The organism is Microcystis sp. M20BS1 (assembly GCF_020245305.1).
GTDB lineage: Bacteria > Cyanobacteriota > Cyanobacteriia > Cyanobacteriales > Microcystaceae > Microcystis > Microcystis ichthyoblabe_A.
The window spans coordinates 48511-72383 of the sequence record NZ_JADBUZ010000155.1; the positions used below are offsets into that span (position 1 = coordinate 48511).

The window sequence follows — 23873 nt, forward strand, 5'->3', positions numbered from 1 at the left end:
CACTAAACCCTCCCTCATAGCTGACTAGCACAGTAAACCGCCCCCATCAGTCCCACTTGAGCATTAAGAACGATATGGACGGGAATATTGCTTAATAGCTCCCTCATCCGACCTTTAGCCCGAAAAGCCTTCATAAAGCTACCCTCGGTCATTAGGGGAAGATTTTTGGCCGCAATCCCTCCCGCGATGTATAATCCTCCGTAGGGAAGCAACTTCAGGGCTAAATTGCCCGCTTCCGCACCGTAGGCCTCGACAAAGATTTTCATGGTTTGATAACAGAGATGATCCGAGTTATCTTGGGCAAAACTGGCGATTTCAGCCGCTAAATCCACGGTTTTTTGCGTTTTACCCATTTCTGCTAACCAAGTGCGGTAAATTTCCGCCATGGCCGGTGATGACTGACTATAGTTACTATCGTGGAGAAATCGATAGATAGAAGTGATTCCAGGTCCAGAAACCACTCGCTCCACCGAAAGGCGGTCGATATTATAGAGTTCCAAGAGATAATTTAATAGTTGATATTCTAAACTCGATCGAGGGGCAAAATCAGCGTGGGATCCCTCAGTAGCAAAGACCCGATATTTACCCTTCGAGATAGGAATCAAAAAACCCTCTCCTAACCCCGTTCCCGCACCGATAACCGCAATCGGGGCCTCTGGTACTGCTGGGGCCGACTGTAGATTGTGCAGCTCCTCTGGGGCTAATCCTAACACCCCATAACCGATCGCCGCAAAATCATTAATCAATTTTACTCGCTCAATCTGCAGCTCACGGCTTAGGCGATCGCCAGTTAGAGACCAACTTAAATTAGTCAATTCGGAACTATTGTTAACCACAGGACCTGCAATACCGAAACAAGCTTTTGTCACTGGGGGAATAGTGGTTTGTCGGGCCAAAAACTGCTGGACGATCGGCACCAGATCGGGGTATTGTTCACTGGGATAAATTTCTTGATCGAGAGTAGTTAGCAGGGGTTGGGGACTATCCGGTGAGTTTTGGCAATCCACTAAACGCAGGATTGTTTTAGTTCCCCCGATATCTCCCCCTAAAAGAATCGTCATGCTGGTTTTTCCCTGAGTTTGTCCCCATAATTATAGTTTTTTACCCTTTCTATCAGGCAAATTTAAAGGCCACCAATTCTATACTATAGTGAAAGATGATAATGCCTAAACCCTAATTAAGGATAGATTAATCATCGCTCCCGGGTTGGAATGGGGATTGGCTAGAGGACAGAAAGAGGGAGAAATCAGCTTGGGTGTAGAACTTCGCAGTTACGTTTATCTTGACAATTTACAACTTCAACACGCCGCTTACATCGGTACAGTCGCCCAAGGATTTTTACCCTTACCCGGGGATGCTTCCCTCTGGATTGAAATTTCCCCCGGCATCGAGATTAATCGCATCACCGATATTGCCCTCAAATCCGCCGTGGTTCGTCCGGGGGTTCTATTCGTAGAAAGACTCTACGGACTCTTAGAACTCCATTCTAGCAGTCAGGGAGAGGTCAGGGCGGCCGGCCAGGCAATTTTGCAGTATTTAGGCGTTAGTCAGCGCGATTGTCTGAAACCGCAAATTGTCTCTAGCCAAATTATTCGCAACATTGACGCTTACCAAGCCCAATTAATTAACCGTAGTTCTCGGGGTATGATGTTAATGGCAGGACAGACTTTATACGTTTTAGAAGTGCAACCGGCCGCCTACGCTTCCCTAGCCGCTAATCAGGCCGAAAAAGCTGCTTTAATTAATATCCTACACGTTACTTCCGTGGGCAGTTTTGGCCGCTTATATTTAGGGGGAGAAGAACGAGATATTATGGCTGGTTCCAGGGCGGCAGTTTCAGCTTTAGAAAATATTCAAGGTCGAGCTTTTCCGGGTAGCGACAAAAAAGAATAAGCTAATAAAGGCCGGAGGCAAAAGGCAAGAGGTGTTTAGATATGTATAATTAGGGCTTGCTGAATAAATGTGAAATGTAGGCAACGTAAGAGTTTTATGGCTTTTCTCGCGAAACAGGTGCAAGATTTTGAGAGAATCGTCGTTAAAAACCTTGCGTCTTCATCAGCCCGAGTCCTGTAGGGGCGAAGCATTTGGGCATAACCTATCGGTGAAATCGTAGATTTTCTATCCGAATGCTTCGCCCGTACTTTTTGCCGCAAGCCCTAATTAATTGTGTCTAGCTACTTACTAAATCCCGTTTAAAAGGTATAGGATAGTGGGGAGTGGGAAGAAGGGAAAGAAAGTTTGAGCATTTGTACTAAATAGCTAAAAAAGGAATTTCGCCCTATTGAGGAGATTCAAAAATTAGTTCGCCATTATTCATTTTTTCAACGACTAAATGGCGATAGAGTGTCACTTGCCGGAGGATTTGGTCGGGATTATTTTTCTTATTAGAAAACATGATCGTTTTAATCGATTCAAATTCTATTCTTGTGATCACACCATCTTTGATCGCTCGTTCAATTGTAACTCGTAAATATTCTAATTCTTGGCTTTCCTCTGGGGTAATTTCTAGACTGTTAGGATGTTCTATTTTCATGATCGATTGTTTTTACCGGTTAACTGATAACTAGATAATCACGGCTATTTTTTCACCCTTTCACGATCGCGCAGAGAGAGTTTCCTTCGGGTTAGAAACGGCCAGATTATTATTATTTTGGCTGTTATTTTGCGGCAATTGTCCCGAGGCTAAATTCTGCCCCTCTCCCGTAATCAAACGAGCACCACGACCGCGGGTAAAATAATTCCAACCCCATTGCACCATCACCACTAATTTATTATCAAATTCGATCAGATAGTAAATATGAGCCCAAACCCAGACTAACCAAGCGATAAACCCGGAAAACTTGACAAATCCCAAATCAACCACGGCCGCATTTTGGCCGATCACTGCCAGACTACCTCGATCGATATAATGAAAAGGTTTAATACTTTGCCCTTTTAGGCGAGAAATTAATAAATTCGCCAGATATTCGCCCTCCTGCATGGCCACGGGGGCAATTCCGGGTAAAGGTTTATCTCCCTGATGGGCAAAATTAGCCAGATCCCCGATCACAAAAATATTGCCATAACCGGCGATACTTAAATCGGGTTCGACAATTACCCGGCCGACGCGATCGAGATTTACCCCGGTTCTTTCGGCCAAAATTCGCCCCATTCTCGATGCTTTGACCCCTGCTGCCCATAAAATTGTCTCGGCAGCGATTTCTGTCGTCTTTTCTCCCTGACGGACGCTGACACAACCTTCAACAATATTGGTAACGATGCTGTTAGTTTGCACTGTCACCCCTAATTTTATGAGAGAAGCGGCAGCTTTAGCGGATAAATCGGGTGAATATGGGGGTAATACCCGATCCATCCCTTCTAAGAGCAAAATTTTCGCTTCTGTGGGGTTAATCTGGTGAAAATCAGACCTAAGCGCACCGTGGGCAATTTCTGCGATCGCTCCTGCTAATTCTACCCCCGTCGGTCCGCCACCGACAATAACAAAAGTTAATAAAGCTTGCCGCTTTTCGGCATCGATTTCTTTCTCGGCCTTCTCGAAAGCAAGATAGATGCGACGACGCATTTCTACTGCATCTTCAATGGTTTTTAACCCTGGAGCGTAGGGCTGCCATTGTTCATTGCCAAAATAGTGATGACTGACTCCCGTGGCAATAACTAATTGATCGTAGGCGATCGGTGGGTGATCTTCCAAGATCACTTCTCCCTTGACTGGATCTATATCTATGGCATGATCGAGGAGAATATCTGTATTGTCATGACCCCGTAGGATTAAGCGCAAAGGTGAGGAGATATCGGCCGGAGATAGCGCCCCAGTAGCGACTTGATAGAGGAGGGGCTGAAAAAGATGGAAATTTCGCTTATCGATGAGGGTAACATGAACGGGGGCGTTTTTTAGGGCTTTGGCCGTGTATAAACCCGCAAATCCGCCGCCTATGATAACAACTCTTGGCTGTTTTTCAGTCATTGCTTAACAATAATTCATAAATTTCTCCCTAGTGTAGTCCGGATTGTCACAATTTAGCGGTGACAAGCGTTACCGAAAACAGCCGTCTTTAACCTAGAAAAAAATATAGATACTGGCTTTTTTGACCAACCAAGAGGGCAAAACTAAGGAAGTACAGGGAATCTCCCCAGAATTTGACCTATATATGCTCGAAAAACTTGAAAAGACCGCTACGCCGTTTTACCTAAGTTTATGACCTGGGTTAACCAGGTGGGAACTTATATTCCGCGTTTCTGTTTCCGAGTACAAGCTCGGTTTACTACCACACGGATTGGTTATTTGCTCCCTTATCACAATCAAGCATAGATCAAAAAACTTGAAAGGCAGTCACCAACGTAGAAGCCCGATTTAGTTTTATCGTAGCATTTTTTTTTCTCAGAGGCAAGAGGGGAAGTGGGAAGTGGGGTGTGGGGTGTGGGGTGTGGGGTGTGGAAAGAATAAATAAAAATAATCTCCTGTCTCCTGTCTCCTGAATACTGACTCCTAACTCCTAACACCCAACACCTGATCTTGTTGGCTCTGTGAAAGTCTGGGACTACAATAGGGAAAAGTGACAATTTTTGCCAGAGTGATCACCGAGGACTAATAAAGAATGACGGCTATCCTAGGGAAACCTGCCACGCTTAACACTCCGATTCTGCACCGTCTTGCCAATGGTTTAACGATTATTGCCGAAAGTCAACCGGTAGAAGCGGTTAATCTCAATGTTTGGCTGCAGGTCGGCTCGGCCTTAGAATCGGATCAGATCAATGGCATGGCTCATTTTCTCGAACACATGGTTTTTAAGGGAACCCCTAACTTAGACAGTGGTGAATTTGAACGGGCGATCGAATCGAGGGGAGCGGTGACTAATGCCGCTACTAGCCAAGAATACACCCATTATTACATTACCACTGCCCCGCAGGACTTCGCCCATCTGGCTCCGCTGCAGCTAGAAGTGGTTTTAGACGCTTTAATCCCTGATGAAGCTTTTGAACGGGAAAGACAGGTTATTTTAGAAGAAATTCGTCGTTCTCAGGATAATCCCCGTCGTCGCACTTTTTATCGCACCATGGAGACTTGTTTTCAAGTTTTACCCTATCGTCGTCCGGTGTTGGGTCCGATGGCAGTGATTGAAAATCTCACTGCTCAACAAATGCGCGATTTTCATCGGACTTGGTATCGTCCCGAATGGATGACGGTGGCGGTGGTGGGTAATTTGCCTGTAGATGATTTAATGGCTATTGTGAGGGATTCTTTAGATACTTTAGGCAGTAAGGGCAATTCTGGGTTGATTTCTCATCCTATCGCTAATTTACAGCCTGAAGCTCCCTTTAACGAGATTATCCGTCAAGAATACGAGGATGAAAATTTGCAGCAGGCCCGCTTAATCCTATTTTGGAAAGTGCCGGGGTTGAGAGACTTAGAAAAAACCTATCCTCTCGATGTTTTAGCGGCTATTCTCGGTCAGGGCAAGGTATCGCGATTATTTCAGTCTCTGCGTCAAGAAAAGGGCTTAGTTTCCCAAATAACTGCCAGTAATATGTCCCAAGCAGTGCAAGGGGTGTTTTCCGTGTCGGCCCAATTAGCCTCGGAAAATATCGAGCAAGTGGAGAGAGAGGTGGTAGCACAGATTGGACAAATTCAACAGGAAGCTGTGACAGTTTCTGAACTGGAACGAGTTAAAACCCAAGTGGCCAATCGGTTTATTTTTAGCAATGAAAGACCGAGCGATCGGGCTAACCTTTACGGTTATTATCATACTCAGATCGGTGATTTACAACCAGCTTTTTGTTATCCCCAACACATTGAAGCCCTCACTTTAGAGGATATTCAAAATGCCTGTCAAGAGTATTTAAATCCCCACGCTTACGGTGTGGTGGTGGTGAGACCAATTCAGTAATCAGTAATCAGTAATCAGTGAACAGTAATCAGTAAACAGTGAACAGGGATAAAGATGAAAATAAATAAATAAATAACTAAATAACTTAAAACTTACATCTGATAACTTACATCTGATAACTGATAACTTAAAACTTACAACTGATAACTGATAACTGATAACTGATAACTGATAAACCATGTGGACTCAAATTGCTCGACATATTACCCAAACCACGGAAAAACCTTTTGAAATCGAGAAAAGTCGTCCCGTTAGTGGTGGCTGTATCAATCAGGGTTATGCCGTTAGTGGCAATGGTTTAATTTATTTCGTTAAGATTAACCAAGCGAACCAAGAGGCCATGTTTGCAGCCGAAGCTTTAGGATTAAAGCAAATTCACGCCACCAAGACTATCAGGGTTCCAGAGCCAATTTGTTGGGGAATTGCCGATAAATCTAGTTATTTAGTGCTAGAGTGGCTAGAATTCGGTGGTGGCGATAGTCAAAGCTGGGAAAAAATGGGGCAAAATTTAGCTCATTTACATCAAGTTTCTTTATCCGATCGCTTTGGTTGGCATTGTAATAATACCATTGGTTCTACTCCCCAGATTAATACCATTAGTAACAATTGGGCGGATTTTTTCGCTCATCAGCGTATTGGCTATCAATTAAGACTTGCGAAGGAGCGCGGGGGTAATTTTCCCGACGAGGATCAAGTTATTCCCGCTATTAGCGAGATTTTGAGTCAGCATCAACCCCATCCCTCCCTCGTCCACGGTGATTTGTGGTCGGGAAATGCGGCAATTACCGTCGATGGGGAACCAGTAATTTTAGACCCTGCCACCTATTGGGGAGACCGGGAGGTAGATTTAGCCATGACGGAACTTTTTGGCGGTTTTCCGGCGGCTTTTTATCGGGGTTATAACGATGTTTTCCCCCTCGATGCCGGTTATCAAAAGCGCAAAACTCTTTACAATCTCTACCACATTCTCAATCACTTTAATTTATTTAGTGGTGGTTATGCTTCCCAGGCCAATCGGATGTTACAGGAAATTCTTTAAGGGTTTTACTTGTGAATATTTACCGAGGATAAGTTATGTCTATTCGAGAAACTACTGTGATTAAAACTCCAGAGACAAAAGTATGGACTGATGCAGAATTTATGGCGTTACCTGACGATGGTAATCGTTACGAATTAGTCAAGGGAGAGTTAACTAATATGGGGAATTCTGGGGCTTTACACGGTTATATTGCCATTATTTTAAGTGCTGCTTTATTCGCTTTAGTAACATCTCGAAAACTAGGGGTATTATTGGACTCCAGCACTGCTTTTACTATGAAAAATGGCAATAAACGTTCTCCTGATATAGCCTTTTTTGCTAAGGAACGTCTGCAAGGATTGGAAGAATTGCCGACGGGTTTTTTAGAAGGTGGGCCAGATTTAGTGGTAGAAATTCTCTCTCCAGGGAATACAGTGGCAGAAATCGAGGACAAAATTGCCGAGTATTTTGCCAATGGTACTCGTTTGCTCTGGGTTATCAGTCCAGGTCAACACTATGTTTTAGTTTATCGTTCCGGGTACGAACCGCAGGGATTATTAACATCAGGAGATTTTTTGGAGGGGGAAGATGTGGTTCCGGGGTTCACTTTTCCCGTGGCTGATTTGTTTCAAAAACTATCTTTTTGACTCTTTCTTCTCAACAAATCGGCTAATAAATCGGCACTGTCACTAATGGCTAGATGAGAAGCTTGTTGAGCCATGGCGGCCAATTTTTCGGGATTAGACCATAAATCGAGGACTAATTCGCCTAAAAACTGAGCAGTTAACTCATTTTGACGATAAAGATAAGCGGCTTGAGCTTCGGCGAAAACTTTGGCATTGTAGAACTGATGGTCTTCGGCAGCAAAAGGATAGGGAATTAAAATCGAAGGCGTACAAGTGATCGCTAATTCCGTTAAAGTGCCGGCACCGGAGCGACTGATAGCCAGATTAGCTCTTTGCCATAATCCCGCCATATTGTCGTAAAAAGGCCGGGAAAAATAGTTAGAATGGCGCAGACTATCCGCTTCGGGGTCGTTTTCTCCCGTGAGATGCACGATATAAATGCCTTTTTCTAACCATTGGGGAGCGCTTTGCCGGACAATTTGATTAAGAGCCACGGCCCCTTGAGAACCACCAGCAACGACAATTAAAAAAGCATCCTCTGGAATCGGTAAATCTAGGGACTGGGGAATGAGAAACTGCTCTCGTACAGGCGTACTAACCCAAGTGGTGCGAGTGCCGGGTAAATAGCTGGCGGTTCCCTGAAAACCGAGGGCAACCGTATCGCACCAGCGACCGAGAACTTTCGTGACTTTGCCCGGTATGTAGTTAGATTCGTGTAGGATGACAGGAATATTGGCTAAACGAGCCGCTAAAATGGTCGGGCCTGCAATATAACCCCCGGTGGTAAAAACTGCCGCTATCTGACGTTTTTTGATTAAATTACGCACTTGCCAAATGGCCCGCAGTTGACCGAACAGAATCTTGAGAGTTTTTAACCCGAAACGGGTTTGAAATCCCTCAATGGGAATAGTGTGCAGGGGATAGGTTTTTGGAACTAAGGACTGTTCCAGACGGTCTGGAACTCCTAACCATTCAATCTCGTAATCCGGCAAACGCTCGGCCAGGGCCAAAGCGGGAAATAAATGACCACCAGTACCACTAGCGGAAATCAGGAGACGGGTTGGAGTGCGTGCCATAATTCGAGAGAGGGTAAATTCAGCCCTAGAATGAAATAATCTACCATAGTTATTGATCGATCCTTACACAAACTATCACTAATGCGTAACTTGAACACGATTCCCAATAAATTTTTTCGTCAATCCCTCAATTTTTCCCTATCGTTGCTGTTAGGTTTGGGGTTAACTTTGACCCTTGCCACCGGTCTGCGGGCCGAAAAGCCAGAAACTGCTCCGGCTAATTTAAAAACCCTTATCTCCAAAATCGAAACGGCCGCTAATGAGCGGGATCTCAAGCAATTGATGGAGTTTTATAGTCCGAAATTTACTAATTCCGATGGTTTGACCTACGAAAAAACTCAAAAAGCTTTAACTCATTTTTGGGAACGTTATAACAATCTACAATACACCACAACCCTCGAATCTTGGAGTCGTTCCGGAGACAAGTTAACGGCCAATACAATTACTAAAATTACTGGGACGGGAAAGGTGCAGGGACGAGTGGTGGGAATGAATGCCACGATTCGTTCTCGTCAACAATTTCAGGGTAATAAACTGGTTTATCAGGAGATTTTAAGCGAGAGAGTTGAGTTAAATACTGGCAAAAATCCCCCCAGTATTCAAGTGAGAATTCCCGAAAGGGTGAAAGTGGGTGAAGAATTTGATTTTGATGTGATTGTTCGCGAACCTTTAGGGGATGATTTATTGGCTGGAGCGGCGATCGATGAGAAAGTAGATATTGAGCGCTATATTAATACAAATCCTCTAGAATTGGAATTATTACAGTCCGGCGGTTTATTTAAGCGGGTAAAAGCGCCAGCAACACCAGAAAATCGTTGGTTATCGGCGATTTTAATTCAAGGAGATGGGATTGTTGTCGTTACTCAACGGGTTAAGGTAGAAAAATAAATTTTATCTGGCGGCTTTTTTGGCATTCCCCCTCTAGAGTTACCATCTTAGCTGCCCATAAACCACTGAGTACCAGTAACTAAATAATAGGCTCCCGTCACCATCAGTGCCACGCTACCTAAACGGATAATCGTCTCGGAATGTTGCAATAAATTCCGGCTTTGTTTGGCTAGACCAGTAAATAAACTGGCCAAGAAAATGAGAATCGTATAACCAAGAGCATAACTAACCATGGTCAGGGTGCCGAGGACTTGAGAACCAGTAGCGGCAGCGGCGGCCAAAACAGCAAAGAGGACAGGACTAGCACAGGGAGAGCTAACAAGAGCAAAAGTTAATCCGACTCCGTAGGGGCCTGCTTGGGGGAGATTTAAGTTCATTTGCGGTAAAGGTAGCTTAATTACTCCCAATAACCACAGACCCATGACCGCCATAATCAAACCGACAACAATATTAATATAACCTCGGTACTCCACCATTACCGTCCCGGCAAAGGAAGAAACTAAACCAAAAAGACTTAAAATTGTCACCGCTCCTAGGACAAATAAACCTGCTTTGCTGAAGGCATCCCAACGAGATTCTATTTTCAGGGTGCCGATATAGCTGAGGTTAACGGGCAATAGTGCCAGAATACAGGGAGATATGCTGGCAATTACGCCACCCAAAAAAGCTAGGGGCAGTAAAACTAGAGGATTGTTTGTATCTTGTCGATCTAACCATTGCTGATAGCTATTTTCGATGATCGAGATTGCTCTTTCCAGAGGATGGCCGATAATTGGTCCGATAGTAAGGACTAAAATAAGAGCTAGAAGCCCTAAAACCAGATAAAATAATAATTTTTTCGATATTTTCGCTTTTTTGTCGGGTTTCAAACCCTTGACTGATTCCGATACTCGTCGCATAAAATTCTCCTGAGATGATCCAAAAAATAAAGTTGCCCTGGGAGTCCTTGGCGATCGCTGGTACTCCCCAAGCTGGGCAATCTTCGACTATTTTTTATTAATAGCCGAGTTCAGTACGGAGGAATAGGCGGATTTATCGGCATTATTCCGGTATTGTGCCAAAATACTGCCCGTAGCGGGATCAATAATCGCAATCATGCCAGTTTGGGACTTATTCGCCTCAAAAAAACGACCTAGACCCAATTCTTGGGCTTTGCGGGCCGATTGGGCCGCTTTCGAGCGATCGCTGACATCTAAGACGATAAAATTAGCTTTACCCGCGTAATCTTTTTTAAGTTGGGAAAGAGTGGGTGCAACATTTTTACAGGCAGGACACCAACTAGCATAGATATCGACAACCACTGGTTTTCCTTGCAATTGTCGCGCTAAGGGACCGCCCACATTACCCTGTTTAGCAGCGCAGGGATTTTTCGAGGCACAGGGATCAGTGCCAGCGCAGGGATTTTTCGAGGCACAGGGATTAGCTTGGGCAATACTAAAAGTACCTTTACTGACCACTGAATCAGAATTAGTCAAGGTTTTCGCCGATGTTCCGGCCACCAGGGAAACCGTAACCGCTAAACTACTAAGACAAAGACCGAGCCATAATAACGCTGATGGTTTACGCATGAGTTAAATTTTCCAATTAAGATTAGAGATTTTTTGGTAAGTCAAGGGTATTACCCCGGAAGAATCCAGCTTGCCACCGGAGGAAACCAGTGTAGCTGACAGTTAAGATTAAATTCTAGAAACCTGAGTCTCAGATGAAGACCAGATAGATAATAGATAAAAAATCTGACTTTAACTGGCAATTGCCCTCATCCATCCAGGAGAATCGTCCTTCCATCTTTTCAGCAAAAATTCATCTACCGATCACGAAGGGATCATCTTTTCCCGAAATCTTGCTGATAAAATCAAGAAGAAACCCGTTAATTGCGGCTAAAAGACAACTTTTCGCCCTAATATGCTAATTTAAACCATTATTTCGCAACTATGACAGGAAACGACTGGTTGGTGGATAATCATGGGCAATGCTCGGCCTACGAAATAACCCCCACAAACTCCGAATTATCCCATCCCTACTGGCTCTATCGCTTTTTATCCGATCTCGAAGATACCTTAACCCAGATTAGCGATGATCGCTCACGATTAGAAGCAATTCGGATTCTAGTTCGCCAACTCTTAAACAATTCACCCTGGTTAGATATTCTTAGTCTAGAACCCAATCCCGAAACCGGTTGGGAGGTATTAACCCTCTACGATGAGCCATTTTTTCCCCTAACAGTACAACTGGTCGCTTGGTCTGTGGGTAGCACTTCCCCGATTCATAATCATGGTTGTTGGGGGGTAGTAGCTTTGTTAAAGGGACAGGAAAAAAACAGCTTCTGGCAACGTTCCCCCACCCCCGAATTACCGGATCAGATCAGAAAAGTCGGCGATCGCCTACTCGTCCCGGGTGATATTCTCTGCTTAATGCCAGCTGCTATTCACCATGTAGAAGCGATCGGAGATGAGCCAACCCTGAGCTTTAACCTGTACGGTGAAACTAACTATAGTCAGCGTTTCGAGTTCGATCCAGGACAAGGTACGGCGAAAAATTTTTAAATCTCCCTATTTTTGATCACTAACCATACACCCATGAAGCTACCTCGCCTTGTCGGCATTTTTGGGCAATTTTTGCCCAGTAAACCTGTTTCTACTAGCTCGCTTCAGTTTCGCTTAACCTTAGAACTATTGACCATCTCGATTATCGGACTTGGTAGCGTAGCCATTTGGGCCGGTTGGCAAATGGAGCAGAATTTAGTCGCTGCCCATAAACAAACTCTAGAATATATCGCCAAGCGTTTTCCTGAGCAGTTGGAAATGTACGCTCAGATGGGATCCCTGACTACGGGATTAGAAAAAACCATTGAGCGAGTCTCCACTGCGGGGTTAGTCATCTGGGTTAAAAACTCCGATGGGCAACTGTTGGGACAGTCTACTAGGATTGATGGCAATGTCACCGAGATGCGTGCGGCGGCATCCCTAACCAGAGTACCCGATGCACCCCAAATTATTCACTTTGATGGACGCGATATTGTTTTATGTGGCACTCCTCTGACTATCAAGGGTCAACTGTCGGGGAAATTGTATCTATCCCAAGATATCACGGCCGATCACCAGAAATATCAGGCGGGGTTATGGGGCTTATTTTGGCTGAGTATTCTCGTCCTATTGAGCTTAATTGTCTTAATTTCCCAACGGATTCGTCAGGCTATGTTGCCGCTGACCCGCATGAGTCAAATTGCTAGTGCCGTTTCTGCCGATGATTTAAGCGGGGCGAAATTGCAACTCGAACAAGCACCAGATGAAATTTTAGGACTGGCTACCGCTTTTAATCAGATGTTATGGCGATTATCGGGAGCTTGGGAACAGCAACGTCAGTTTGTCGGCAATGTTTCCCATGAACTGCGTACCCCTCTAACAGTCGTGATCGGTTATTTACAAAGTCTCCAGCGACGCAGCACTAATTTAAATCCCTACCAACAGCAAGCTCTGGAAACAGCCACGTCAGAAACCGAGAGAATTATCCGGATGTTACAAGATTTGCTCGATCTTGCCCGTGCCGATAGCGGTCATCTCCATTTTCGCTCCCATCCTATTATTCTCAATACTTTGCTGACAGAAGTGGCGGCGATGAGTCAAAAAGTTAGCGATCGCAAGATGACTTTATTATTAACCAATGAAGATGTGGTAATTTGTGGCGACCAAGATCGATTACAGCAAGTTTTAATCAATTTGCTCGATAATGCGATCAAGTATTCTACCCCCGAGCAACCGGTCGATCTGATCTTAGAAAAGCAGGCTAATTCGGCTCTTATCCATGTACGCGATCGGGGAATCGGTATCTCTCTCTCCCATCAAAATCGCATTTTTGAACGGTTTTATCGGGTTGATGAGTCGATGACTCGCTCGCGAGACGGTACGGGTTTGGGTTTAGCGATCGCTAAAAGTCTAATTGAAGGAATGGAGGGTCGCATCACTCTCCGCTCTCAACCCGGTCAAGGCAGTACCTTTACTATCATTCTACCTCTCTGGCAACCGCAGTTATGAACGACCATATTCTTCTCGTGGAAGATGATCCCAAGCTCGCCGAATTTATCGCCACAGAACTTCATTTGGAAGGCTATCAAGTTACTATTGCTTCTAATGGCATGGATGGACTGAAAATCGCTAGGGATTCTTCACCAGATTTGTTAATTTTAGATTGGATGCTGCCGGTTATTTCTGGATTAGATTTATGTTTACGACTGCGAAAAACCGGGATGGAAGCACCGATTATTATTTTAACAGCTAAAGATGAAATCCCCGATCGAGTGACGGGCTTAAATGCCGGAGCCGATGATTATGTTACTAAACCTTTTAGCATGGAAGAACTCTTAGCTCGGGTGAAAGCTCGTTTACGTCGCACCCATGCCCAAGATTTAAATATATTTACTTTTGAAGATTTGACCTTGAATTGTCTTGCTCGGGAAGTGTATCGAGATAGTCAATTGATTGAATTAACGGCTAAAGAGTTTGACTTATTAGAGTTTATCTTACGTCATCCCCGGCAGGTACTCACTCGCGAGCAAATTCTCGAAACCGTTTGGGGTTACGATTTTATGGGCGATTCTAATATTATTGAAGTGTATATTCGTGCCTTACGGGTTAAGTTGGAGTCTGCTAATCCTAAACGTTTGATCCAGACAGTGCGAGGAGTAGGCTACGTTTTAAGAGATTATGCTTAATTGTGATTTATCAGAGGAACCGAGGGAGGAATTATTTAGCCCCGATTTGATCAAAAAGGCTGTAATAAATACTCTGATTAAACCTAGAGATGGGAAACATCGCTCGTCCATACCTTAAATTTTGTTAAATTTACTTGACCAAAAGAAGTTGTTAGGGCAGCATCGACGGCATCTAAGCCGCGAGTCATTAAAATTCGCCCGATTCTGGGGGTGTTATGACGAGCATCGAAAGTGTACCATTGATGGTCTAAATAGACTTCAAACCAAGCACTAAAATCCATCGGTAGAGGTTGGGGAGAAATACCGATATCTCCGAGATAGCCAGAGGCATAACGAGCAGGAATATTTAGGCAACGGCAAAAAGTCAAAGCTAGATGGTTAAAATCGCGACAAACCCCCTTTCTTTCCCGATAGACATCATAGGCGGTTTTTGTCACCCGTGCGTATTCGTAACCAAAACGAATGTGACTATGAACCCAATCACAAACCGCTTGTACCCTTGCCCAACCGGGAGGAGTTTGTCCGAAAAGTTCCCAGGCAATTTCCGAAAGCAAATCCACTTCACAATAACGGCTACTCATTAGGTAGGGAAAAACTTGGGTTGGTAACTCTGTTAAGGGAATTTCTTGGGCATTCCCATTAACTATATCGGGTTTCCATTCATTCTCGATAACTGCTTCATTGTGAATGCGAATCTGGCCAGCAGGTAAAATTAGACGACTGGTTCGATTACCGAAGCTATCTAAAAATTCTTCTATTTTTGTTGCTGGTTGCACCTGCAACTTCTCCGATTGTCTAACTTGATCTAAAATTGAGGGGTGTAGATAAAGTTTTAACAACATGACTAGGGGTAAAGGGGCATCAAAGCCAAATTCATAACCAACATGGATTAACATTAGTCCTCCTATCTAGATGAAATTTTGTCAGGATTGGTAGAGATGAAACGCCAATAATCGCCAGACTGAAAAAATTTAGGCCCGACCACTTAGTTAAAAGTTTGGCTCTCCCAGGTTTGGTGGGTAAAATGTATTCTAAGATACATTCTCAAGAGCGAGGGGGTGGAACGAACCACAAAGGACACAAAGATCGATCGATCATATAGTGAGTTAAACTTATCACACAGAACCTAGAAGAGCCAAAGTTTGAGGATAAAGTAATAGCCAAGCAGAAAACCGATAAGCTTTGTACAGAGTTACTTTTATTATAAACCGCCTCAACTAAAAGCTTTGTAACTTTGAAGACAAGCCATCGGCAGGATTAGAGCTATCGAAAAGAGTCTGGGGTGGATGGTTCCTCTAATGGACGGATTTCAATGGGGATGTAGGCTAGTTTAGCAAAAATCTTTTGTTGATAACTGACGGGCCACCATTCGTAAAGAAAAATTTCTAAAGGTCGCCAGAGGGCCACCCAACCACTAATTAATAATCCTTCTTCTAAGAAGTGAATAAATGTATCGGTGCCAAAACGACCAATTAATTCGCTGAGACTCAAACAAACAAAAAGAAAGGAGAGACCAATTAGCAAAGATATGCGTCCCTGTCGCCAAATTGTGCGTAATTTTCTTTGTTCTCCCTGTTGGCGATAGTCAAAATAATTATGTAAAGCTGAAGGTAACAGATTTCGGGCGTTATTCTGTTCTTGACTGGGGAGATAAAAGACTAATTTAAGGGGGGTATTGAGGGGAAATTCATCCACAGAGTTAATAATATAATTTTCGGCGTTATCATCTAAATCTCTATCTAAAAATGGCGAAGGATCCAAAGAATTAAAGACTTGCTGTAACTGATTAAGTTTAATTTCAATTAAGTAAGCTCCTTCCTCCTGTCGATAATAGGATTGTAATTTATTTACCATTTTAGGCATTAGTTATTAATGTTAAGCAAATGGGGTGAACTGACACAACTAAAATCTACTACTAGAAGTTACTTCATCTTGCTCATACAGGCTAAGGATTGAGCTATCTCTGAGAGTATTTTAGCTGTATCAGTCCCAGATCATTAATTTAATTTAGCGACCAAAACCAGCGTACCAAAAATAGGTAACCATGGGAATTACTGTGGCTAAAACCAGTAAAACTATCACCCAAATTGTGGCATTTTTATCGTCAGTTTCTTCTGCGGTAGTAAAGGTACTTTCGATATTAATTGTCGCTACTTCCGGCGGTCCGGGATCCGCTTCTCCAGAAAGTACCGCCGTTAGACGACGACTAGCATCGAGTAAAGCTTGATTATATTTTCCCCCATCTTTGAGGGGAACTGCCATAGTTTCCGAGAGGATACTATCAGCAATAGCATCGGTTAATAGGGGTTTTGCTTCCTCCCCAACCCGGATAGCAGTTTTATTGGTTAAAGTATCAAGGACGATGATAGTTTGATTGGCACGATCTTCGGAGTTAGGATACCATTCTCTCAGGATATCATCGGCTAAATTGTCAATTTTTTGACCGTAATCCAAGCGTCGGACTACCACCATTCTTACTTCTTGTCCGGTTTTTTCGGCGAGGTTTTTCAGATCTTTATTTAATTTTCCTTCGTTAGCGGCACTAATGGCCGAAACGGGATCGACCACATAAGTGGGCGCTCCAGAGCTTAAAATGGGGAGGTCATAGACTCCCATGGCAGCAGCCGGTGACAGAGAAACACCCAAGACTACACAGCAGGAGAGAAGGAGAGAAGCTAATAATTTGAGCATATTGATTCGGTAAAATTCCTATAGAACATAATAGGGGAAAAGTTTACTGTTTTTTGATTAGGGAGACGGGAGACGGGGTGATGGGGAAATTCAACTAATACCCTCAAACCCTAAAACCCCAACACCCAAACCCTTTTAACTGATAACTGATAACTGATAACTGATAACTGATAACTGATTATGAGTGATTTTGAGGAACTAGAGTCTAAAAAACGGGAAAAAGCTCTAGAAATGCAGGCCTATCGCGATAATTTGCTCTCACGGGTGACAAGATTACTAATTTCTCAAGATATCCACTTGGCGATCGATCATACCCTAGAACTGCTCTGTCAATTTACCCAGAGTGCGCGCTGTTACATTATTCAATATTCCACCTGTCGTCAGCAGTGGAGTATGGTTTATGAATACTGTCACCCCGACTATCCCCAAGTTATCCCGATTAGGGAACAATCACAAAATCTCTCGACGGAAACCTTTCCCTGGTTTTCTGAACAATTATTAAACGGTATTCCAGTTAAACTGAACTCTTTAGACGATTTACCCGCTACTGCTATCCCTGAAAGAGCTATTCTCGCTAATAGTTCTACTCCCTGTCTCTTAATCGTTCCCATGTGGGATAGTTGTGGGGTAACGGTGGGTTATCTGGGATTGGATGCCAGTGCAGAAAAGCAATGGACAAAGGAAGATGTCACCTTTGTGCGGTTGGTGGGAGAATTAATTGCGATCGCACAAAGTAGATATGAAGCGGAAAAAGGATTAAAAGAGGCTAAAGAAGCGGCAGTTAAAGCAAATAAAGCTAAAAGTGAGTTTCTAGCTAACATGAGCCACGAATTACGCACTCCTCTTAATGCTATCTTGGGTTTTACTCGCTTAATATCCCGGGATAGCAGCATCAGCAGTGAATATCGGCAATATTTGGAAATTGTCAATCGTAGCGGGGAACATTTATTAGAGTTAATCAACGATATTCTAGAAATGTCGAAGATAGAAGCGGGAAGAACGGTTTTTAACCCTAGTAATTTCGATTTATACGCTCTTTTAGATAATATTGCCGAAATGCTACGCTCACAAGCGCAAGCAAAAGCTTTAAGCTTAATTTTTGATCGCAGCTCCGATCTGCCTCAATATATATGTACTGATGAAAGTAAATTGCGACAGGTGTTAATCAATCTCTTGGGTAACGGATTGAAGTTTACCGAGTCGGGAGGGGTGACTCTCCGGGGAAAAGTAGGAGAGAAAAGAGGAGATTATCAGCGATTGCTCTGGGAAATTGAAGATACAGGCGCAGGAATCGCCCCAGAGGAGATTTATAAGCTATTTCAACCCTTTAACCAAACGGAAACGGGACGAAAATCCCAACAGGGGACGGGATTGGGTTTACCTATCAGTAAAAAATTTGTTGAGTTGATGGGGGGTGCGATCGGAGTTAGTAGTATTCTGGGTCAAGGAAGTATTTTTAGTTTTGATATTCAGGTGGGTTTGGTGGGGGAAAATGAGATTAAAAACGAAACCAATAGGGCAAAAGTTATCGCTTTAGCGGAAAATCAGCCTAAATATCGCATATTAGTCGTCGATGATCGACCGGAAAGCCGTTTACTGTTGCTGAAACTCCTGACTACCCTAGGATTGTCCGTGCAAGAGGCCGCTAATGGTCAAGAAGCGATCGCAATTTGGCAAGCATGGCAACCTCATCTTATCTGGATGGATATGAGAATGCCAGTGAAGGACGGTTACGAAGCAACCAGGGAAATTCGGCGGTTAGAGGCTGATAATCGCGGAAAAACGGTGATAATTGCCCTAACTGCCAGTGCTTTTGAAGAAGATCGCGCCTTGGTTATTGCCGCCGGTTGTGATGATTTCGTGCGTAAACCTTTCCGAGAGGAAGTTATTTGGCAAAAAATGGGCGAATATTTAGGATTAAAATATATTTATGCCGATAATGAGCCAAATCAGCCCAATTATTCGCCAGTTTTCCTCGATTCCCTGCAATCCCTATTAAAATTAATTAGTCCCGCTTGGATTGGACAATTGCAACAAGCGGCGCGAGAATGTGATGATGAAAAAATTATCGCCCTAACCGCAGAAATTCCCCCCGATTATGCTACCCTTGCCCAAGGTTTACAACAGTTAGCCAGAGAATTTTCCTTTGATGCGATCGAAACCATAATTAAAGATTTAAACATATCTTAAGAGAGTATTTTATCTAGATCTCAAAAACGTGATATTCTAAAGGCATAAATCCCTAAATATGGCAATTTTAAAGGATGAAACTGTTAAAAATGCTCATCGGTACTTTCCTAATACTACCGATTTTTTCCGTTCATGCTCAAGTACCCTCGCTTCCCCTAATCAAGCAAAATTCCCCCAATCTTGGTGATCTACCGAATGATCCCACCCAGCAGAAAAATTGGGTTTGTAACCAAGAAGATCAACGCATTGCCGTGGCTGCTAAAGAAGAGAAAGGTTGGAAAGAATTAATTGAAAAACAAGGTTGGCAATGTCGTGAAGGAAATACCGATATACCCGATCAAACTCTCAGCTTTTCCTGTGAACCAGAACAAGCCATCGGCATCTTGACAGTTTACTGGTTAAATGGTAGTAATGGTCAACAACAATTAAGTCAATGGCGAGATAAATTAGCGGCACAACAGGGGATGGTTTGTACCATTAATAACGTGCAGTTATTCGATACTCAAGAAAATATACCCAATCCATGACAACCATGATTAAATTAGCAGTTTTGCCTCAATCTATCCTCCTGGGTATCAGTTTATTATTAAACAATTCTCTGCCCTTACTTGCCCAATCTGCACCCCTGAGCGTGGATAATTTAAGAAACACCGTCTATAACATTCCTAATCGGGGTTCCGTAATTGTCAGCGATGGTATTTTTCAATCCAATGAGGGACAAATTTTAGGAGTGCAAGTCAGTCGAGAAGCTTTGATGGGGGACTATAATAATGATCAAAGGACTGATGGTATTGTCGTATTAAGAGTGATTACTAGAGAGCAACAGCAATTACATTATTTAGCCCTAGTGATTGATAATAATGGTACTGCCACTAACACCGATACTGTCCTGTTAGCCGATCGAGTAGTTGTCGATAATCTTAGTGCTAAAGATGGTACGATCACCGTCAACATGAGAAGATTTCTCCCCCGGGATCCTTCCTGTTGTCCGTCGGGAGTTATCACCCAACAATTTGCGATTAATCCTAGTATTAATCAATTGACTTTACTGAGTACCAACGAAAGTCAACCCACCACCCCAAATGTGCAGGTAATACCCGGTTCTCCCCTGAGAATTAATAATAGTAATCTCCCCTTTCAACCTCCTGCTGGGGCCATCCAAATTCGCTTTTAACCTTGTTTTTAGTGCGTTACGCTGGGTACATCTCCTATTTGTGAATCTACTCAGTTGGGATTCCCTGATAATCTTTTTTTAAAAACTGTGCTTTCTGGGTTTTTTGTCTTATAATTCAGACTCTTGGGGGGTTCTATCCCCCGATCCTCCTGTGCATTAGTTTTTCGGTGAAATGCTTAGACGCATTTGTTGATATATTTGTACCAGTCTAAGAGTCACTGATAATTCCTAAAGGCAACTCTCCTGACTCCTGACTCCTGACTCCTGATAAAAAATGCCCTACAAATATCCCATCCAGCGCTGGTATATTGCCGCAACTAATCCCGAAAAAATCGCGGGGTTAGCGCGGGAAATGGGATTATCATCCTTATTAGCAACTATCTTAATTAATCGCGGTATTGATACCCCCGAATTAGCTAAAACTTATATTGATCCTGAAGCGGATACCTTACCCTCTCCCCTGGGGGAATTTCCCGACTTAGAAAAAAGTGTCAATTTATTAGTAAAAGCGATCGCTAGGGGCGATAAAATTGCTATCTGTGGAGACTACGATGCCGATGGCATGACCAGTACATCTTTACTACTAAGAGCCTTAAGACATCTCGGCGCTAGGGTAAATCATGCCATACCCAGTCGCATGAAAGAGGGATACGGAATTAATCAGCGCATTGTCGAAGAATTTGCCGAATCTGGAGTCGGATTGATTCTCACCGTTGATAATGGCATTTCCGCTCACGAACCGATCGCCCTAGCGATAGAATTAGGATTAAAAGTTATTATCACCGATCATCACGATCTACCGCCAATTTTACCAAATGCCTCCGCTATTCTCAACCCGAAATTATTAACCCCTAACTCTCCCTATCAGGGATTAGCAGGGGTGGGAGTCGCCTATATTTTAGCGGTGACAACTGCCCAAAAAATGGGTAAATTACAGGGATTAACCGAGTCATTATTAGCATTATTTACCCTAGGCACTATAGCAGATTTAGCTCCATTAATCGGGGTAAATCGTCGCTGGTTAAAACGGGGTTTAAGAAAATTACCCAAATCCCAATTAGTCGGGATTCAATCCCTGATGCAAATAGCGGGAATTAGCGAGGAACAAAAGCAATTACAACCGGATGATATTGGCTTTAAATTGGGACCGAGAATTAATGCAATTGGCAGAATTGGCGATCCCCAGATAGTTATTGAATTATTAACCACCGATGACGCAGGAATTGCCTTAGAAAGAGCAATGCAGTGCGAACAAATTAATCGTACTCGTCAAGAATTGTGCGAAAAAATTGAAGAAGAAGCGATTAAATTAGTAGAAGAAACACCGATTCTTTGGCAACAAGATCGAGTTTTAGTCTTAGTGGAAAAAGATTGGCATCATGGGGTAATTGGTATTGTGGCATCCCGTTTAGTGGAACGCTACGGAGTGCCGGTTTTTATTGGTACTTACGAGGAAGAAGATACGGATAAAATTCGCGGATCTGCCAGAGGAATTGAAGAATTTCACGTTTTTGAAGCCCTGCAATTTTGCCAAGATTTACTAGGAAAATTTGGCGGTCATAAAATGGCGGGGGGTTTTAGTTTACCCACAGCTAATTTACTAGCATTTAAACAAAGATTAAGTCAATTTTCTCACAAAATTTTACAAATAGAACAATTAAAACCTTTAATTAAAATTGATACTATCATTGATTTTAAACAAATTACCCTGGAACTTTTTCAACAAATTGATAGTTTGCAACCCTGGGGAATTGGCAATGAATTACCCGTTTTTTGGACTCCTAACGTGCGAGTAGTGGAACAGAAAACTATCGGAAAAAATCATTTAAAATTATTGCTGGCTCAAAGCGATGATACCAGAATTAAAGCCCTAGCATGGCGTTGGGGCGAATATTGTCCTTTACCAACTCGTTTAGATATTGCCTATAAACTCAAAGAAAATACTTGGAATGGTAATACAACCATAGAAATTGAATTAGTGGGAGTGCGATTACCCCAAGAAAATGATAATATTAAAAAAGCAATTTTTATGCACGCCGATAAAATCTATCAATGTAGTTTTTGGGGTGATTTAAACGAGATTCGCATCAAAAATGAACAGGGCGAGATTTTAGTCGTGCAGAAAGGGCAGCGCATTGGTTTATTAGGGAAAAATCGGCAACAAGCTAGAGAAGTCAACGTGACTGAACCCCGTTTTTATACTTTAATTAAAGTTGCCATCAAAGCTTTGGCTATCTAGGGCTGGCTGAATAGAGATAATACCAAATCCGTTTTTAATAGTGTGATTAACTCTCAAGTTATGAATTGTTTCTCCCCACACCCCACACCCCACACCCCACACCCCACACCCCACACCCCACACCCCACACCCCACACCCCACACCCCACACCCTACACCCTTTGACGATGAACCAAACCATAGTGATCAAAATCGGTACTTCCAGTTTGACCGATAATGAAACTGGGCAATTATCCCTATCCACGATCGCCGCTTTAGTGGAAGTCCTCACCCGGTTGCGCGCTGCCGGTCATCGGGTGGTATTAGTATCTTCCGGGGCCGTGGGGGTGGGCTGCCGTCGTCTGGGAATACAGGAAAGACCGAAAAAAATCGCCCTCAAACAAGCGATCGCCGCCGTCGGTCAAGGTCGTCTGATGCGGATCTATGATGACCTCTTTACCAGTCTTGGTCAACCGATCGCCCAAATTTTGCTCACCCGTCCCGAATTGATGGAACGCACCTGTTATGTCAACGCCTATAATACCTTTCAGGCTTTGTTTGAATTAGGGGTGATTGCCATTGTCAACGAAAATGATACAGTGGCGATCGATGAGTTAAAATTCGGCGATAATGACACTTTATCAGCCCTTGTAGCCAGTTTAATCGAGGCTGACTGGTTATTTATCCTCACCGATGTGGATCGCCTCTACAGTGCCGATCCGCGGCTATTTCCCGAAGCACAGGCCATTGCCCGAGTTAGTCCCGCGCAATTAGCGCAACTATCGATCGATGCCGGTAGTAGTGGCAGTCAGTGGGGGACCGGGGGTATGGCCACTAAATTGGCCGCGGCCCGGATTGCCACCAGCGCCGGGGTAGAAATGGCGATTACTAGGGGACGGCAGCCCAGCAATATCTTAAAAATTATGGCAGGAGAGGCGATCGGAACCCGTTTTGAGGCCCAAAAACGCAGTGATAACGCCCGCAAACGCTGGATCGCCTACGGACTAATGCCCATGGGTAAAATCTATCTCGATGCTGGGGCGATTCAAGCCATTTGTCAGGGGGGAAAATCTCTCCTAGCGGCCGGGATCACCAAAGTGGCAGGGGAATTTAGTGCCTCGGAATCGGTGCAATTGTGCGATCAAGAGGGCCGGGAATTGGCCAGGGGAATTGTTAACTATAGTAGTGAGGAGATCGATCGAGTTAAAGGTCAACATTCCGAGCGTATTGCCAGTTTATTAGGTTATATGGCCGCAGAAACCATCATTCATCGGGATAATCTCGTTATTTTGAGTGCCTCGTCCACCACCTCGACTAATAAGGGATAATTCCGCCACCCAGAGGCAGTCCAGCCAATGCCTTAAATGTAAAGAAATGTCTCAAAAAAACAACAAATTGT

22 protein-coding genes and 1 other RNA gene are annotated in these 23873 nt (G+C 43.6%); 13 read left to right on the forward strand and 10 right to left on the reverse strand.

Annotated features, from left to right (window positions below; all coding sequences use genetic code 11):
* Positions 1-14 precede the first annotated feature (14 nt).
* On the reverse strand, positions 15-1061 hold the full coding sequence (locus IM507_RS15625) for a glucokinase (protein ID WP_287637312.1): 1047 nt from the start codon (positions 1059-1061) through the stop codon (positions 15-17).
* A 190-nt stretch (positions 1062-1251) separates the two neighbouring features.
* Between IM507_RS15625 and IM507_RS15630 the strand changes: the two genes are divergently transcribed.
* Positions 1252-1893, forward strand: a complete 642-nt coding sequence (locus IM507_RS15630; RefSeq protein ID WP_002734433.1) for a bacterial microcompartment protein — start codon at positions 1252-1254, stop codon at positions 1891-1893.
* A gap of 385 nt (positions 1894-2278) precedes the next feature.
* Here IM507_RS15630 and IM507_RS15635 read toward each other — a convergent pair whose 3' ends face one another.
* From IM507_RS15635 to ssrS, 3 genes are all read right to left on the reverse strand, one after another.
* Positions 2279-2533 (reverse strand): hypothetical protein, encoded by a 255-nt coding sequence (locus IM507_RS15635; RefSeq protein WP_002731866.1) that lies wholly within the window; start codon positions 2531-2533, stop codon positions 2279-2281.
* A 60-nt stretch (positions 2534-2593) separates the two neighbouring features.
* The gene (locus IM507_RS15640; protein ID WP_123230873.1) at positions 2594-3964 is read right to left on the reverse strand and encodes an NAD(P)/FAD-dependent oxidoreductase; all 1371 of its coding nucleotides are present in this window, start codon (positions 3962-3964) and stop codon (positions 2594-2596) included.
* A 199-nt stretch (positions 3965-4163) separates the two neighbouring features.
* Positions 4164-4351: non-coding RNA, 6S RNA (gene ssrS / locus IM507_RS15645), on the reverse strand.
* A gap of 244 nt (positions 4352-4595) precedes the next feature.
* Between ssrS and IM507_RS15650 the strand changes: the two genes are divergently transcribed.
* The 3 genes from IM507_RS15650 to IM507_RS15660 all read left to right on the forward strand — a co-directional run bounded on the left by IM507_RS15650 (position 4596) and on the right by IM507_RS15660 (position 7550).
* Complete coding sequence (locus tag IM507_RS15650) at positions 4596-5885, forward strand: M16 family metallopeptidase (protein WP_287637313.1); 1290 nt, start codon at positions 4596-4598, stop codon at positions 5883-5885.
* Positions 5886-6063: 178 nt separating this feature from the next.
* The gene (locus IM507_RS15655; protein WP_287637315.1) at positions 6064-6924 is read left to right on the forward strand and encodes a fructosamine kinase family protein; all 861 of its coding nucleotides are present in this window, start codon (positions 6064-6066) and stop codon (positions 6922-6924) included.
* Positions 6925-6959: 35 nt separating this feature from the next.
* On the forward strand, positions 6960-7550 hold the full coding sequence (locus IM507_RS15660) for a Uma2 family endonuclease (RefSeq protein WP_002732637.1): 591 nt from the start codon (positions 6960-6962) through the stop codon (positions 7548-7550).
* Here IM507_RS15660 and murG read toward each other — a convergent pair.
* Complete coding sequence (gene murG, locus IM507_RS15665; RefSeq protein WP_002733733.1) at positions 7532-8605, reverse strand: undecaprenyldiphospho-muramoylpentapeptide beta-N-acetylglucosaminyltransferase; 1074 nt, start codon at positions 8603-8605, stop codon at positions 7532-7534. The genes IM507_RS15660 and murG overlap by 19 nt on opposite strands.
* 81 nt (positions 8606-8686) lie before the next feature.
* Here murG and IM507_RS15670 point away from each other — a divergent pair, with 81 nt between their 5' ends.
* Complete coding sequence (locus IM507_RS15670; protein ID WP_002734171.1) at positions 8687-9493, forward strand: hypothetical protein; 807 nt, start codon at positions 8687-8689, stop codon at positions 9491-9493.
* Between the two features lie 47 nt (positions 9494-9540).
* On the opposite strand, the gene IM507_RS15675 is transcribed toward IM507_RS15670, so the two are convergent.
* Both IM507_RS15675 and IM507_RS15680 read right to left on the reverse strand, forming a co-directional pair.
* Positions 9541-10392, reverse strand: coding sequence for a cytochrome c biogenesis CcdA family protein (locus tag IM507_RS15675; protein ID WP_002732776.1), 852 nt, complete (start codon positions 10390-10392; stop codon positions 9541-9543).
* Between the two features lie 87 nt (positions 10393-10479).
* Positions 10480-11061, reverse strand: coding sequence for a TlpA family protein disulfide reductase (locus tag IM507_RS15680; protein WP_002734087.1), 582 nt, complete (start codon positions 11059-11061; stop codon positions 10480-10482).
* Positions 11062-11424: 363 nt separating this feature from the next.
* Here IM507_RS15680 and IM507_RS15685 point away from each other — a divergent pair, with 363 nt between their 5' ends.
* The 3 genes from IM507_RS15685 to IM507_RS15695 are packed head-to-tail and all read left to right on the forward strand — an operon-like array spanning position 11425 to position 14201.
* Positions 11425-12036 (forward strand): cysteine dioxygenase family protein, encoded by a 612-nt coding sequence (locus IM507_RS15685; protein WP_042790288.1) that lies wholly within the window; start codon positions 11425-11427, stop codon positions 12034-12036.
* A 33-nt stretch (positions 12037-12069) separates the two neighbouring features.
* Positions 12070-13524, forward strand: a complete 1455-nt coding sequence (locus IM507_RS15690; protein ID WP_002734741.1) for a sensor histidine kinase — start codon at positions 12070-12072, stop codon at positions 13522-13524.
* A complete protein-coding gene (locus tag IM507_RS15695; RefSeq protein ID WP_002731739.1) occupies positions 13521-14201 on the forward strand; it encodes a response regulator transcription factor in 681 nt (226 codons plus the stop codon). Before IM507_RS15690 ends, IM507_RS15695 begins: the two co-directional genes overlap by 4 nt.
* 83 nt (positions 14202-14284) lie before the next feature.
* Here the strand turns inward: IM507_RS15695 and IM507_RS15700 are convergent, their stop codons facing one another.
* The 3 genes from IM507_RS15700 to psb32 all read right to left on the reverse strand — a co-directional run bounded on the left by IM507_RS15700 (position 14285) and on the right by psb32 (position 16892).
* Positions 14285-15097, reverse strand: coding sequence for a transglutaminase-like domain-containing protein (locus tag IM507_RS15700; RefSeq protein WP_002753669.1), 813 nt, complete (start codon positions 15095-15097; stop codon positions 14285-14287).
* 367 nt (positions 15098-15464) lie between these two features.
* A complete protein-coding gene (locus IM507_RS15705; RefSeq protein WP_042790289.1) occupies positions 15465-16064 on the reverse strand; it encodes a hypothetical protein in 600 nt (199 codons plus the stop codon).
* A gap of 144 nt (positions 16065-16208) precedes the next feature.
* Entirely contained in the window at positions 16209-16892 is a 684-nt protein-coding gene (gene psb32, locus IM507_RS15710) for a photosystem II repair protein Psb32 (RefSeq protein ID WP_002734975.1), read from the reverse strand.
* Between the two features lie 180 nt (positions 16893-17072).
* Between psb32 and IM507_RS15715 the strand changes: the two genes are divergently transcribed.
* The 5 genes from IM507_RS15715 to proB all read left to right on the forward strand — a co-directional run bounded on the left by IM507_RS15715 (position 17073) and on the right by proB (position 23802).
* Positions 17073-19082: a GAF domain-containing hybrid sensor histidine kinase/response regulator gene (locus tag IM507_RS15715; RefSeq protein WP_287637316.1), complete on the forward strand. Its 2010-nt coding sequence runs from the start codon at positions 17073-17075 to the stop codon at positions 19080-19082.
* A 74-nt stretch (positions 19083-19156) separates the two neighbouring features.
* A complete protein-coding gene (locus IM507_RS15720) occupies positions 19157-19609 on the forward strand; it encodes a hypothetical protein (RefSeq protein ID WP_002732766.1) in 453 nt (150 codons plus the stop codon).
* A gap of 5 nt (positions 19610-19614) precedes the next feature.
* The gene (locus tag IM507_RS15725; RefSeq protein ID WP_069474113.1) at positions 19615-20256 is read left to right on the forward strand and encodes an LppP/LprE family lipoprotein; all 642 of its coding nucleotides are present in this window, start codon (positions 19615-19617) and stop codon (positions 20254-20256) included.
* 274 nt (positions 20257-20530) lie between these two features.
* Positions 20531-22495, forward strand: coding sequence for a single-stranded-DNA-specific exonuclease RecJ (gene recJ, locus IM507_RS15730; protein ID WP_287637317.1), 1965 nt, complete (start codon positions 20531-20533; stop codon positions 22493-22495).
* Between the two features lie 167 nt (positions 22496-22662).
* The gene (gene proB, locus IM507_RS15735; RefSeq protein WP_130757237.1) at positions 22663-23802 is read left to right on the forward strand and encodes a glutamate 5-kinase; all 1140 of its coding nucleotides are present in this window, start codon (positions 22663-22665) and stop codon (positions 23800-23802) included.
* Positions 23803-23873: the final 71 nt, after the last annotated feature.

What these genes read in the sequence shown, in the direction of transcription:
- IM507_RS15625 (WP_287637312.1), bottom strand. Translation starts at nt 1,061, where the DNA reads ATGACGATTCTTTTAGGGGGAGATATCGGGGGAACTAAAACAATCCTG.
- IM507_RS15635 (WP_002731866.1), bottom strand. Translation starts at nt 2,533, where the DNA reads ATGAAAATAGAACATCCTAACAGTCTAGAAATTACCCCAGAGGAAAGC.
- IM507_RS15640 (WP_123230873.1), bottom strand. Translation starts at nt 3,964, where the DNA reads ATGACTGAAAAACAGCCAAGAGTTGTTATCATAGGCGGCGGATTTGCG.
- IM507_RS15650 (WP_287637313.1), top strand. Translation starts at nt 4,596, where the DNA reads ATGACGGCTATCCTAGGGAAACCTGCCACGCTTAACACTCCGATTCTG.
- IM507_RS15655 (WP_287637315.1), top strand. Translation starts at nt 6,064, where the DNA reads ATGTGGACTCAAATTGCTCGACATATTACCCAAACCACGGAAAAACCT.
- IM507_RS15660 (WP_002732637.1), top strand. Translation starts at nt 6,960, where the DNA reads ATGTCTATTCGAGAAACTACTGTGATTAAAACTCCAGAGACAAAAGTA.
- murG (WP_002733733.1), bottom strand. Translation starts at nt 8,605, where the DNA reads ATGGCACGCACTCCAACCCGTCTCCTGATTTCCGCTAGTGGTACTGGT.
- IM507_RS15670 (WP_002734171.1), top strand. Translation starts at nt 8,687, where the DNA reads ATGCGTAACTTGAACACGATTCCCAATAAATTTTTTCGTCAATCCCTC.
- IM507_RS15675 (WP_002732776.1), bottom strand. Translation starts at nt 10,392, where the DNA reads ATGCGACGAGTATCGGAATCAGTCAAGGGTTTGAAACCCGACAAAAAA.
- IM507_RS15680 (WP_002734087.1), bottom strand. Translation starts at nt 11,061, where the DNA reads ATGCGTAAACCATCAGCGTTATTATGGCTCGGTCTTTGTCTTAGTAGT.
- IM507_RS15685 (WP_042790288.1), top strand. Translation starts at nt 11,425, where the DNA reads ATGACAGGAAACGACTGGTTGGTGGATAATCATGGGCAATGCTCGGCC.
- IM507_RS15690 (WP_002734741.1), top strand. Translation starts at nt 12,070, where the DNA reads ATGAAGCTACCTCGCCTTGTCGGCATTTTTGGGCAATTTTTGCCCAGT.
- IM507_RS15695 (WP_002731739.1), top strand. Translation starts at nt 13,521, where the DNA reads ATGAACGACCATATTCTTCTCGTGGAAGATGATCCCAAGCTCGCCGAA.
- IM507_RS15700 (WP_002753669.1), bottom strand. Translation starts at nt 15,097, where the DNA reads ATGTTAATCCATGTTGGTTATGAATTTGGCTTTGATGCCCCTTTACCC.
- IM507_RS15705 (WP_042790289.1), bottom strand. Translation starts at nt 16,064, where the DNA reads ATGCCTAAAATGGTAAATAAATTACAATCCTATTATCGACAGGAGGAA.
- psb32 (WP_002734975.1), bottom strand. Translation starts at nt 16,892, where the DNA reads ATGCTCAAATTATTAGCTTCTCTCCTTCTCTCCTGCTGTGTAGTCTTG.
- IM507_RS15715 (WP_287637316.1), top strand. Translation starts at nt 17,073, where the DNA reads ATGAGTGATTTTGAGGAACTAGAGTCTAAAAAACGGGAAAAAGCTCTA.
- IM507_RS15720 (WP_002732766.1), top strand. Translation starts at nt 19,157, where the DNA reads ATGAAACTGTTAAAAATGCTCATCGGTACTTTCCTAATACTACCGATT.
- IM507_RS15725 (WP_069474113.1), top strand. Translation starts at nt 19,615, where the DNA reads ATGATTAAATTAGCAGTTTTGCCTCAATCTATCCTCCTGGGTATCAGT.
- recJ (WP_287637317.1), top strand. Translation starts at nt 20,531, where the DNA reads ATGCCCTACAAATATCCCATCCAGCGCTGGTATATTGCCGCAACTAAT.
- proB (WP_130757237.1), top strand. Translation starts at nt 22,663, where the DNA reads ATGAACCAAACCATAGTGATCAAAATCGGTACTTCCAGTTTGACCGAT.